Here is a 12693-nt window from a genome sequence, read left to right on the forward strand (position 1 = left end):
CTCCTCGCCTTGGCATTTGTCAAGGCGAGGAGCAGCCTGGAATCAGCGATCGAAGCGGGCTCCTCGTGGATCGCTGGGCCGGGCCAGCAGAATGATCCCGGTGACGGTTCCGGCGATTATGAGCAGTATGCTGAAGCCTAGCAAGGAAAACGAGGATCCCAGTTGCCCGCTTACCACAGCCAGGATGGCGAAGACCAGAGGAATGCAGCCCACCAGATCGGATACGAAGGGCAGGAGTATCCAGAAGCCGGACAAGTTGGTGTCATGAAGTCGCCGTATGCCCACTGCCAGATTGGGTATGAAAAGTCCAAGGGAGACAAGGAAAGACAGGATTTGTCCCATGAAGGGGAATCCTGAGGTGATCAGCGCGAGCACGAAGTAGATGAGGAAACTCATCAGAGCGGGCCACCAGTATTCTCCTCGGGAGGCCCTTCCGGAGAAAACGACATACTTGACGAAGAAACGCTTGCAGGCATTTGCGAAGTCGATGCCTTGCCAGGGCGCGTTCAGTGGCGGCTCGCCGTTGAATCCGGCATCTGCATAGGGGTGGGCCGGATACTGCGGAACCTGGGGTCCGGGCTGGTAGCCTGCTTGATATCCCGATTGATAGCCTGTCTGTGACCAACTCCCGGGCGACTGATAAGTGTTGCCCGATGCATAGCCAGCCAGAGGGGTTGTGCCATTGGGCTGACCATTGGTCTGGGCACGATTCGGACCTTGCTCATAGGGCTCCTGCGGCTGTCTGTAGTGCTGCTGTCCATAGGGCTGTCGCTGGTTATAGCCGGGCTGCTGACCGTAGGCTTGTTCTTGGTAAGGCTGTCCTTGGCGATAATCGTTGGCGAGGTTCTCAGCCTCGCCGATCGGATGGTAGGTGTTGCTCTGATTTGAGGCTGCTCCTGTGTAGCTGGATTGTCCTGCTTGGGGCTGGTTCGGGTAGGCTGCGGGTCCTGAGCCGGTTCCGTTCACTTGAGCGTTCTGGGCCCAGCCGTTCGCCGAACTCTGCTCATTGGGACCCTGGTTCCCGCTGCTTGCATCATCTGGATAGCTCATGGATATCGTCCCTCTCATCCTCGGTCAAATAATCTTGGATCTTACTGATCCGTAGATTCCTATTATGGCAGGTCGGTCCTTCTGCTCGCCAGCCGTAGATAGCGCACTGGATAGTGAGCTCGCAACGCTCTTTTGGACCGGTCCGTCACATTCGATATGTGATTGTTGCCACAGGACGCTTCACTCGTCGTCCGAATTAACCATATCATCGTCGCCAGCATCGCCCAGCAGCAGACGTTCAGTCAAGGTAATCATGCCCAAGAGAAGGGCGGTCAGCAGGATGATGACCAGGGTGGCCGAGAAGATCAGCGGAGTTCTAAAGGAGTTGAATGCCGTCTGCAGCCATATGCCCAGGCCGTTCGTGGCGCCCAGATATTCCGAAGTGGCCGCGGTAGCGAAGACATAGGCGGCACTGATGCGCAGACCGCCGAAGATCTGCCCAGCAGCCACCCTCAGCTTGACGTGCCAGAGGGTCCAGGTTCGGGTTGCTCCGCAGTTCAGAGCCACATCCTGGTAGAAGCGCGGCACGGACTTGAGGCCCCGGTAGGTCTGGACCACGATGGGGAAGAGGGCGAAGACGGCCACGATGACCACCTTGCCCAAGGGTTCGAATCCGAACCAGATCACGAACAGGGGGGCGATGGTGATCAGCGGAATCATCTGTGCGCCTGCGATCAGGGGGTAGAGGGCATCGTGCAGGGTTCGCCAGCTGTAAAGAGCCAGGCCCGTCACCAGTCCTAGGGCCGTAGCCAGAAGGAAGCCCAGCAGGCCTTCAAGGGCGGTGATGGCGGTCGCGGGCAGCAGCTCATTCCAGGACTGCACCGTGGCAACCAGGATTTGGCTGGGCGCAGGCAGAGCTTGTTCGCTGACTCCTCCTAGGCGGGCAGCCAGCTCCCAGATGATCAACAGCGCCAGCAGAGTGAGTGCCGGGGGCAGCGCCCGGGCTCTGCTCCGCTCATGTTTCTTCATCGATCGGCTGCTTCCCGCACGTAGCGGTCAGTCCATAGATCCTTGGCCTGCGGGGCCTTGTCTGGGTCGCCCTTCTTGGCGTTCCGATAGGTGCCAGCCTTGAACTGGAAGTCCAGATAGTCCTGGGCGTCCTTGACGTTGATCAGTCCGCTGATGTTCTTTTGATCTGGACTGTCGACCCAGTATCCCTCCTTGACGATGCTTTCCATGGAGCGTTTGGCCAGGATTGGATCGATGGCTGATCCCTTGGTCTCCTGGACCAGGATGTCCGCTGCCTGGTCTGGATGGCTCAGGGCGTAGTCGTAGCCCTTCAGACAGGCTTTGACGAATGCCGTCAGGACGCGACGGTGGTCTTCCTGCTGCAGCCAGGAATTTTTGACCACAAAGCCCAGCTGGTCGGGGTTGCCTGGCACTCCCCAGTCGGCCTGGGTGAAGCAGTGCAGCGCCGGGCCTTTGAGCTCGCTCTCTATGCCCTCCCAGTTGGCGTAGAAGCCTGCGAAGTCACCCTTGCCGCTGGTCAGGGTGGCGAAGGTGTTGGTGCCGCTGGTCACCCGCTTGAAGTCGCCCTTGCCGCCTGCATGACGGATCATCTGCTTGACCACGGCAGTCTGTTCGGCCGAGCCGAAGCTGACGAAGGTCTTGCCGTCGAAGTCCTTGGGGGTCTGGATGTCGGTGCGTGAGGCCAGCGAGCACCAGCGCGCCACTGAGTGCTGTCCTATGTTGAAGACCTGCCGCAGATCGGCTCCCTGGGAGTTGAAGGTGGCCAGGTTGCTCAGCTTCGAGAATCCTACGTCGGCGACTCCGTTCTGAACGGAGGTTTCAGCTCCTGCCTGGGCCGTGGGCAGGATGGTCAGCTTCAAACCGGCTTTGTCGAAGTAGCCCAAGTGCCGGGCTACGTATATGCCGACGTGATTGGTGTTAGGCGTCCAGTCCAGCATGAAGGAGAGTTTGGCGCTGTCGTCAGCCTTGTCGTCTGCCCCCTTGGCTCCGCAGCCTGCGCCCGTAACCGTCAGGCAGAGCGCCGCTGCTAGGGCGAGCGCCCGTTCGATCAGCCTGTGACCGGAAATTCCCTTCAAGCTGCTGCTCTCCGACATGCTCATCACTGTCACCTTGCCTCTCCGGCACCTCTAGTGCCCATCCGCATCGGGGCTGCTACGGGAAGGTGAGGAGCCCGCGCGACGATCCGGTACGGTCTTGACCGATGGAATTCTGCGATGTGTGTCACGGCTGCTGCCACCAGCCGCGCGAACAAGACCACTCTAGTCCAACCCGGCCGATCCTGCCTCGCCGTGATGAAAGGCTGCATCATGTTACTCTATACTGGAAACTCACGAGAGGTCTGTGCGGGCCGGCCGCTGTCGGTCTCGTCCGGAGCAAGACAACCGATTTCGGTAGGCGTCGACGGAGGGTTCCCATGTCGGTGACCATCAGTGATGTGGCCAAGCAGACGGGCATGTCCGTATCCACGGTCTCCCAGGCGCTTAACGACAAGGGGCGCATCTCACCGCCCACCAGGGACAAGGTGCGCCGGGCGGCCATGGAGCTGGGCTACATCCCCGACAGTCGAGCTCGTTCCATGCGATCATCGCGTTCTCATGCCGTAGGTCTGCTGGTTCCTGATATCCGTAACCCCTATTTCTCGGAGCTGGTCTATGCTGTCCAGGACCAGCTCTACTCGGCAGGCTACGCGCCTCTGATTGGCGTGTCCTCTTGCCAGGCCAGCAGGCAGGAGGACTACTACCGTATCCTCCTGTCACGGCATATGGACGGCGTTCTGGTCGTGCCTGACGGGCCCACGTCGCCCATGCTGCGCACCATGCTGGCAAAGGAATTTCCCGTTGTCTTCGTGGATCGCCCTGACCAGACCCTGCCTGGTGTCCCTCTGGTGGATTCCGACCCTGTTCCCGGCATGGAAGCGGCCCTGGAGGCTCTGGCAGCCAAGGGATGCAGACGAGTGGCCTTCGTTCCGGGCCCAGAGAGTCGCTCCTATACTTTCCGCGAACGCGAACAGGCCTTCCTGGCTGGCGTGCAAGCCCACCAAGGAATGATGGAATTAGTGGTCCGCCAAGGGTTCGAGAACCGTCCTCGGGCGGCCGCGACCATGCGCAACCTGCTTGGCCAGGGTGTGGACGCGGTCATCTTCGGCTACTCTGCCGATGCCATCAAGGCCGTCGCCATGGAGTGGGACGGCGACCTGCGCTCGCGTGTGCCCCTGGTCTCCTTCGATGACCTGGAGGTCTTTCAGCTGATAAGTCCCCAGGTGTCGGTCATCTCCCAGCAGGTGGATCGCATGGGTCGCCAGAGCGTTGACATGCTTCTGTCCATAATCGAACCGAGGCGGCAGGCCCCGGAGGGCATGAGTGCGGATCGCCGTCTGCGCACCCGAACTCTCTTCGTGCCCCGGGGTCTGCTGGCCTAGATCCGCTCTTGCTTGATGAAGGGCGGGGCTCGACAAAATGCGTGCGTGTCGGGAGGCTGTGCCGTCCCTGTAAATGATCTCTGCCGACCTTTCGGCCATTTGGCGCCCTTGTCCAGACCCTCCAATCGGTGACTCTGTTCATAAAATATGAGAATTACTAAATATAGGTGACCAATCATCCTTGGGCACTACATATGGTGGTCGTGGCGTGATAGAGTGAGTCGTGTCAGCAATAATGACACCCATGTGATTCGCTGTTCCTGGTTTGGAATTTAGGAACGCCAAAGCAACTGCACATGAGCAATCGTATGAGGTATTGAGGAGTGACGATGGATACTGAGGTCATGACCGATCCCGTGAAGGAGCGTGGCATTTCGGATCGCGATGCTGTCGAAGGCATTCTGGTTGAGAAGCGCGACGGCCGGATCGTCGATTTTGATCCCGTCAACATCATGAACGCCATCGAAGCCGCCTTCAAGGATGTCAAGCACAAGGTCAGCCCCGAGGATCGCCAGCAGATCCGTGGTATGGCCCTGACCGTTCAGTCCGAGATCACCGATCGCTACACCAACCCGGTCAAGATCGAAGACATCCAGACCCTGGTCGAGCATGCCCTGGTCAATGCCCATCTTTACGAGATCGCGCGCTCCTATACCTCCTACCGTCTTGACCGCGACATTCAGCGTGCCAAGGCCACTGATGTCAACGAGGCTGTTCACCGCCTGACCAGCAAGGACGAGACCTTGGTGCGTGAGAACGCCAACAAGGATGCCAACGTTTACGCCACTCAGCGCGACCTGCTGGCCGGAGCGGTCTCCAAGGCCTCGGCCTTCGCCATGCTGCCCAAGGATGTCTCCAACGCCCACATGAAGGGCGATATTCACTTCCATGATGCGGACTACTCGCCCTTTACGGCCGAGACGAACTGCTCCCTGCCTGACTTCGGCGATATGCTGGCTCATGGCTTCGAGCTGGGCAACGCCATGATGGACTCGCCCAAGTCCATCGGCACGGCCGCCACACAGATCACCCAGATCATCAAGGACATCGCAGGTTCCCAGTACGGCGGCCAGACCGTCAACCGCTGCGACGAAATGCTGGACAAGTACGCCCGTCTGGACTACAAGAAGAACTATTCCATGGCTGAGGCCGTTCTGCCGGACGAGGAGCCCATCGACGTGGCCAAGGATGTCGTCCGCGGCCTCAAGGCTCGGGAGGCCGACTGGCTGCACCTGGACGATCGCGCCCCCATCGGCGAGGATGCCCCCTTCGATCTGGATGCTCCGCAGATCGTTCGCCTGCGTCAGGTCTATGCCAAGATCCTGACCCGCAAGAACATATACGATGCCATGCAGACCATGGAGTACCAGATCAACTCCAACCGTGTCAGCAACGGGCAGACGCCCTTCGTCACCGTTGGCTTCGGTCTGGGCACCTCCTGGTTCGCCCGGGAGATTCAGCGGGCCATCTTCCTGATTCGCATCCGCGGACTGGGCAAGGATCGCCACACCGCCATCTTCCCCAAGCTGGTCTTCACCATCAAGCATGGTCTGAACGCAGACGAGGGCGATCCCAACTACGACATGAAGCAGCTGGCGCTGGAGTGCTCGACTAAGCGCATGTATCCTGACGTGGTCTTCTACGAGAACCTGGTCAAGATCACCGGCTCCTTCAAGGCCCCCATGGGCTGCCGATCCTTCCTGCAGGGTTGGACCAACCCCGAGACGGGCGAGGACGAAGAGGACGGCCGCATGAATCTGGGCGTCGTCACAGTCAATATCCCGCGCATTGCTCTGGAGTCCCGCGGGGACAAGGATCGCTTCTGGAAGATCTTCGACCAGCGTATGGAGGTGGCTCACCATGCTCTGCAGTTCCGCATCATGCGCTGCAAGCAGGCCACGCCCATCAACGCCCCGACTCTCTATCAGTACGGCGCCTTCGGCAGGCTGAAGCCGACTGACAGCGTGGACACCCTCTTCCGCAACAGCCGCGCCACTGTTTCGCTTGGATACATCGGCCTTTACGAGGCCACCAGCGTCTTTTACGGCAAGGACTGGATGAAGGACCATAGCTGGGATCCGGATGGCAAGGAATTCGCGCTGAGCATCGTGCGCAGGATGAACCAGCTCTGCAAGCAGTGGGAGAAGGCCGAGGGATACCACTATTCGGTCTACTCCACGCCGGCCGAGTCGCTGACTGATCGCTTTGCTCGCATGGACAAGGAGAAGTTCGGCGTAGTCGACGGTGTGACTGACCACGACTTCTATACCAACAGCTTCCATTACCCGGTCTGGCTGCGGCCTACGCCCATGGAGAAGCTCAGCTACGAGCGGGACTTCCCCTACCTGGCTTCGGGCGGGTTCATCAACTACTGCGAGTTCCCCTCGATGCAGCAGAACCCCAAGGCCCTGGAGGCGGTCTGGGACTATGCCTACGACATCGGCATCGGCTACCTGGGCACCAACACCCCTATCGATCATTGCTTCGTCTGCGGCTATGAGGGTGATTTCGAGCCCACTGAGGAGGGCTTCAAGTGCCCCGAGTGCGGCAACGACGACCCCGATAAGTGCAACGTGACTAAGCGCACCTGCGGTTACCTGGGCAATCCCGTTCAGCGGCCCATGGTCCACGGCAGGCATGAGGAGATCGCCCACCGTGTCAAGCACATGGAGGGCGAGACCGGCCACGTGGTCCTCAAGGACGGATCCACCAAGGAGTGGTTCGACGATAAGGCCGAGTAGGCTCTGAAAAGACGCAACCAATGGCGGGCCGGGCAGTTTGCGGCCCGCCATTGTCATGAGGAGGACCGTATGACGGACAAACAGGGGGCCATGAGGAAGACAGGCGGTCACCGTGACTTCGCGGCTGATGAGCAGGGGCGCGGTCCAGGAGTCCCCTCTGGGCTGACCAACAATCCCAAGGCAGGACAGTGGGACGGACGTCGGCTTAGTCGGGGAATCGTGGCGGACTACAAGCGACTGGTCATGACCGATGGCGAAGGCATCCGTTGCTCCCTATACGTCAGCGGCTGCCCCTTCCGTTGCCAGGGGTGCTATAACTCATCCATCTGGGATTTCAGTGCCGGACATCCCTATACCCGGCAGCTTGAGGACCGCATCATCAAGGACCTGTCGCTGTCCTATGTGCAGGGCATCACCTATCTGGGCGGGGAGCCCTTGCTCAACACACCCATGCTGCTCGGCCTTTCGGAGCGGATCCGACGTGAGTTCGGCCACGAGAAGGATATCTGGTGCTGGACCGGCTACACCTGGGAAGAGCTGAACCGGCCGGGGGAGACTCCGGACAAAGCCCAGCTGATCTCCTATCTTGACGTGCTGGTGGACGGACGTTACTTGGAGAATCGGAAGAACAGCCTGCTTCAGTTCCGAGGCTCGGACAACCAGCGGATCATCGACGTGCCACGTTCTTTGGAGCAGGGCCAAGTGGTCATCTGGCCCAAGCTGCACGACCAGACCAGGTTCATTCCGGAGACCTACAGCAAGGACCGACAGCAGGAGCAGCAGCGAGGCTAATGCCGGCCCCTGCTCTGTCTTGGCCAACGTCGCCTTGCCGGGGCACAATGGGTGTCATGACTGATGAGCATGATCACGACGCTAAACCAGACCTGCCCAAGGACCTGAGGGTCCGCTTCTGCCCTTCGCCGACCGGCACCCCCCATGTGGGCATGGTCCGCACAGCCCTCTTCAATTGGGCCCAGGCCCGGCACTCGCATGGCACCTTCGTCTTCCGCATCGAGGACACCGATGCACAGCGCGACAGCGAGGAGAGCTATCAGCAGATTCTGGATGCTCTCAAGTGGCTGGGGCTTGACTGGGACGAGGGGGTCGAAGTGGGCGGTCCGGATGGCCCCTACCGGCAGTCCCAGCGCGGCGATATCTACCGTGATGTGGCCCGACAGCTGGTGGATGCCGGCTATGCCTATGAGTCTTACTCCACTGCTGAGGAGATCAAGGAGCGCAACCTGGCCGCCGGTCGTCCGGCCGCTTTCGGCTATGACGGCTATGACCGCGACCTGAGCAAGGAGCAGCGGCAGGCTTTCCGCGAGCAAGGCAGGCGCCCCGCCCTGCGCATCCGAATGCCCGACGAGGACATCGCCTTCAGCGATCTGATCCGTGGGCGCATCGAGTTCAAGGCCGGATCCGTACCTGATTACGTGATCGTGCGTCCCAACGGCGATCCCCTCTACACCCTGACCAACCCGGTGGACGATGCTCTGATGCGCATCAATGTAGTTCTACGTGGCGAGGATCTGCTCAGCTCCACTCCCCGGCAGATCGTCCTCTATCGGTACCTGATGAAGCTGGGCATAGCCCGAGCCATGCCCCTGTTCGGGCACCTGCCCTACGTCATGGGCCAGGGTAAGAAGAAGCTGTCCAAACGCGACCCTGAATCCAACCTCTTCCTACATCGGGAGCATGGCTTCATTCCTGAAGGACTGCTGAACTATCTGGCTCTGCTGGGCTGGTCCATCGGCCCGGACCGTGATGTCTTCTCCATGGACGAGATGATCGAGCACTTCGATATTCGCGATGTCAAGGCCAATCCGGCTCACTTCGACCTCGACAAGGCCGTAGCCATCAACGCCGAACACATCCGCATGCTGGAGCCGCAGGACTTTCTGAACCGATCCCTGCCCTACCTCAAGCGCGACGGGCTGGTGAGCGCTGAACGCTGGCAGGACCTGAGCGATCGGGAGCAGCGAATTCTGGCCGCTGCCGCCCCTCTGGTCCAGCCTCGTGTGCGCCTGCTGGGCGAGGTTTCCGGCATGGTTGGCAGTCTGCTCAGCCAGGAGGAGTATCTGGAACCCGAGCCGGATGCCCGCAAGCAGCTCAAGGACTCCGCCGGACAGGTCCTGGACCTGGCTATTGCCGCTCTGCAGGGTGTGCCCGACCAGGATTGGAAGACCGACCACCTGCACGATCTGCTCACTCAGGCGCTGGTGGAGGAGGGCGGCTACAAGCCTCGTCTGGCCTTCGGCCCGGTCAGGGTGGCGGTCTCAGGAAGGAGGGTCTCGCCTCCTCTGTTCGAGTCTCTGGAGATCCTGGGCAAGAATACAACACTCCGAAGGATGACCAACTTGCGCCAAAACCTCTGATCGGGTATATTTCTTTTTTGTTGTGCTACTGACCTGATGAACCGGGTTCGTACGCGGCGAAAAGTGAAGCCCCCGTCGTCTAGCGGTCTAGGACTACGCCCTCTCACGGCGCCAACACCGGTCCAAATCCGGTCGGGGGTACGACATGTGGCAATCGTCCAAGCAATTGTCGCAGACCCAATTGGGGTATGGTGTAATTGGCAACACAGGTGATTCTGGTTCATCCATTCTTGGTTCGAGTCCAGGTACCCCAGCGATAGGGACGTAGAGTCCCAAGGAGCGGAACACCGACACGGTGTTCCGCTCCTTTCCGTTTACGGATTATTATAGCTCCTAGGAATGTTTCCGGTTTGCAAAGCGGCGGCTGGATGCGTTCAATGGAATTGCCCGTGGTGTGAGCAAGCAAACAGAAAGAGGAGGCCCGGCAGACTGCTATGTCAGAGTTTCCGATGATGGAATCTGCTATTTTGAGCATAGAAGCTTGAGTGGTGGACCCAATCATCGGTTGATCGGGCGACATCACCCGGTATAGGAATCATTGTACGATTTTTTCGGTAAAGGTGTGTGATTATGACGACAATCATGGTGTTGGGAGCTGGTTATGCGGGTCTTCGCGCGGTCAAGAAGCTGGTTCGTGCAAAGACTGATGCCCGTATAGTCCTGGTCAATCAGAATGAATACCACTACGAGTCCACCCAGTTGCATCAGGTGGCGGCGGGGACCAAGGAGCCGGCGGACATAGTCTTCGACTTGCGCAAGGCCCTGCCTGATTCGGTGGAGCTGATCGTCGACAAGGTGGTTGGCATCGATCAGGACAACCGCCGGGTCAGTCTGGAGCATCATGACCCCCTTTCCTATGATTACTTGATCAATGCCCTGGGCTTCGAGTCCGAGACCTTCGGCATCAAGGGAGCCGATGAGTACGGGTGGCCCATTATTGATGTGGACACTGCCCTGGCGGCCCGCAAAAAACTGGAGCAGACGCTGGCCCGCTACCAGACCAGCCATGATCCGCTGGATCTGAGCATTGCGGTCTGCGGCGCGGGCTTCACCAGCATCGAATACCTGGGCGAACTGGTCTATCGGCTGCCTCAGCTATCCAAGCGTCTGGGCTTCCCCATGGATCAGGTCAAAGTGGATTGCATAGAGGCCTCGCCCAAGATTCTGCCTATGTTCAGCAAGGATCTGGTCGACTGGGCTGTGGATTACCTGCGCAAGCGGGGAGTTGCCTTCCACACCTCGACTCCTATCACCGAGGTCAGGGAAGATGCCGTTGTCTCCAATGATCAGGAGTTTAAGGCCCATACGATCATTTGGACAACGGGTGTGCGCGGCAGCCACGTTATTGCCGACTCCGGGTATAATCAGAAGCGTAACCGTGTAGTGGTCAGGGATGACTTGTCGGTGGAACAGCATCCAGAGGAGTTTCTGGTGGGTGATGTCAGCGCCGTTCCCGACCCCCAATCGGGTCGGCTCTACCCCACTACTGCACAGATTTCGATGGCCCAGGCTAATACCGCAGCCGCGAATGTCCTTGCCAGACTGCGAGGGCAGGAGCCCGAGCGGTTCACCTTCCGAAGCCTGGGGACCGTGTGCTCTCTCGGTCCCCACGACGGGGTTGCCGAAATCGACCGAATGGGTACGCTGAAGCTCAAGGGCAAGGTTGTTTCGGCTCTGAAGTGGATCGTCAACGAGCGATCGGTTCTGGAATTGGCCGATGTGCGTACCATGTTGGAGAGCAACTGAACCGCTGTTGCAAGGGGACGCAATGGGCAAGGCGATTAGGGGGAGGAGGACGGACATGGCTCATGTCATGGAGATGTTGCAGCATCGTTCTGTGATGGGAAGCATGTCCGTCCCTCTTTTGCCTCGGATCGGCTCATTCTTGTCCACGATGGCTCTTGGCCCAGTGTTCATTAACATTATATTGACTACCTCCTGCTCTTCCTCATCCTGGCGAAAATCGTGGCCGACTATGGCCCCCGCCAGGTTTGTGGAGATCCCCGTGCCAGCATGCGGATCGGCAGGAGCGAGAGGAGAGTGGTATTAGCATGAGTTTCCTACAAGGTTTCTGGTTCTTCATTATTGGCCTGCTTTTTGCAGGGTTCCTTCTGTTGGAAGGATTCGACTTCGGCGTTGGCATGGCCACCAGATTTGTGGCTCGCGACGGTGACGAGCGTGCCACTTTCATGAGGGCCATTGGCCCCCACTGGGACGGCAATGAGGTCTGGTTGGTCACCGCCGGCGGCGGTATGTTCGCAGCTTTCCCGCTTTGGTATGCTTCTCTCTTCTCGGGGTATTACATTCTGCTCTCGCTGGTGCTGGTCTCTCTGATCCTGCGTGGCATCTCCTTCGAATTCGCCTCCCATGCGCTGACCAGTCGTGAACGCGGCGTCTGGCAGTGGGCCAACTTTATTGGCTCCCTCTTTGCGCCCTTCTTCCTGGGCATGATGCTGACCAGCCTGATCCAGGGCATTCCCATGGACAAGGACGGTAATGCCTGGCCCGGGTTCTTCGACGTCTTCAACTGGCTGTCTGTGGTCGGCGGCATAGCTGTCGTCTTCTTCAGCTTCGTTCATGGCCTGCACTTCCTGAGCCTGAAGTTTGGGGCTGTGGAATCTCGGCGGATGCTCAACGTCAGTGAGAAGGCCTACTGGATCGCGTATCCTGCCCTGGTTGTCTTTGTGCTTCTCGCCATCTTCAACACTGATTTCTATAAGGCCCGCCCCCTGTCTACCTGGCTGATCACTGTGATTATCCTGGCATCGGTCATCGGAGGCCATGTTGCCGACTTCAAGAAGCGCGACGGCTATGCCTTCACTTGCTCAGGCATCACCTTGATGGCTATCATCGCCTTTATTTTCAATGGGCTCTTCCCGCGCGTGATGATCGCTGACGACCCGGCCCACAGCCTGCTGATCCAGGATGCCTCGGCCTCTCCGTTGACCATGAAGATCATGACTGTAGTGCTCTGCATCTTCCTGCCCATTATGCTGGCCTACTTCATCTGGAGCTACTTCATCCAGCGCAAGCGGCTGGACACCGATGGCATCCATCTGACCTCACCTGTGGCTTCTTCGGCCACTGTGGCTGAGACCATCTGAAAATCTAAAAGGGGGCAAGGGACAGTGCTGGCAGG

9 protein-coding genes and 2 tRNA genes are annotated in these 12693 nt (G+C 59.2%); 8 read left to right on the top strand and 3 right to left on the bottom strand.

Annotation, left to right across the window (positions count from 1 at the left end):
* Positions 1 to 42: 42 nt before the first annotated feature.
* The 3 genes from ACUIAD_RS03880 to ACUIAD_RS03890 all read right to left on the bottom strand — a co-directional run bounded on the left by ACUIAD_RS03880 (position 43) and on the right by ACUIAD_RS03890 (position 3119).
* On the bottom strand, positions 43 to 1050 hold the full coding sequence (locus ACUIAD_RS03880) for a DUF805 domain-containing protein (RefSeq protein ID WP_445343740.1): 1008 nt from the start codon (positions 1048 to 1050) through the stop codon (positions 43 to 45).
* A gap of 180 nt (positions 1051 to 1230) precedes the next feature.
* Positions 1231 to 2019: an ABC transporter permease gene (locus ACUIAD_RS03885; RefSeq protein WP_445343741.1), complete on the bottom strand. Its 789-nt coding sequence runs from the start codon at positions 2017 to 2019 to the stop codon at positions 1231 to 1233.
* Positions 2016 to 3119: an ABC transporter substrate-binding protein gene (locus ACUIAD_RS03890; RefSeq protein WP_445343742.1), complete on the bottom strand. Its 1104-nt coding sequence runs from the start codon at positions 3117 to 3119 to the stop codon at positions 2016 to 2018. The genes ACUIAD_RS03885 and ACUIAD_RS03890 overlap by 4 nt, the downstream gene beginning before the upstream one ends.
* Before the next feature lie 314 nt (positions 3120 to 3433).
* On the opposite strand from ACUIAD_RS03890, the gene ACUIAD_RS03895 reads away from it, so the two are divergent.
* The 8 genes from ACUIAD_RS03895 to cydB all read left to right on the top strand — a co-directional run bounded on the left by ACUIAD_RS03895 (position 3434) and on the right by cydB (position 12658).
* Positions 3434 to 4438 (top strand): LacI family DNA-binding transcriptional regulator, encoded by a 1005-nt coding sequence (locus ACUIAD_RS03895; protein ID WP_445343743.1) that lies wholly within the window; start codon positions 3434 to 3436, stop codon positions 4436 to 4438.
* A gap of 344 nt (positions 4439 to 4782) precedes the next feature.
* Positions 4783 to 7179: an anaerobic ribonucleoside-triphosphate reductase gene (gene nrdD, locus ACUIAD_RS03900; protein WP_110451779.1), complete on the top strand. Its 2397-nt coding sequence runs from the start codon at positions 4783 to 4785 to the stop codon at positions 7177 to 7179.
* A gap of 69 nt (positions 7180 to 7248) precedes the next feature.
* On the top strand, positions 7249 to 7971 hold the full coding sequence (gene nrdG, locus ACUIAD_RS03905; protein WP_445343744.1) for an anaerobic ribonucleoside-triphosphate reductase activating protein: 723 nt from the start codon (positions 7249 to 7251) through the stop codon (positions 7969 to 7971).
* 56 nt (positions 7972 to 8027) lie between these two features.
* On the top strand, positions 8028 to 9554 hold the full coding sequence (gene gltX / locus ACUIAD_RS03910) for a glutamate--tRNA ligase (protein ID WP_445343745.1): 1527 nt from the start codon (positions 8028 to 8030) through the stop codon (positions 9552 to 9554).
* Between the two features lie 68 nt (positions 9555 to 9622).
* Positions 9623 to 9695 (top strand) — tRNA-Glu (locus tag ACUIAD_RS03915).
* Positions 9696 to 9736: 41 nt separating this feature from the next.
* A tRNA-Gln gene (locus ACUIAD_RS03920) sits at positions 9737 to 9808 on the top strand.
* A gap of 316 nt (positions 9809 to 10124) precedes the next feature.
* On the top strand, positions 10125 to 11300 hold the full coding sequence (locus ACUIAD_RS03925; protein ID WP_110451636.1) for an NAD(P)/FAD-dependent oxidoreductase: 1176 nt from the start codon (positions 10125 to 10127) through the stop codon (positions 11298 to 11300).
* A gap of 305 nt (positions 11301 to 11605) precedes the next feature.
* The gene (gene cydB / locus ACUIAD_RS03930; protein WP_110451638.1) at positions 11606 to 12658 is read left to right on the top strand and encodes a cytochrome d ubiquinol oxidase subunit II; all 1053 of its coding nucleotides are present in this window, start codon (positions 11606 to 11608) and stop codon (positions 12656 to 12658) included.
* Positions 12659 to 12693: the final 35 nt, after the last annotated feature.

Source organism: Bifidobacterium sp. ESL0819 (genome assembly GCF_052606245.1).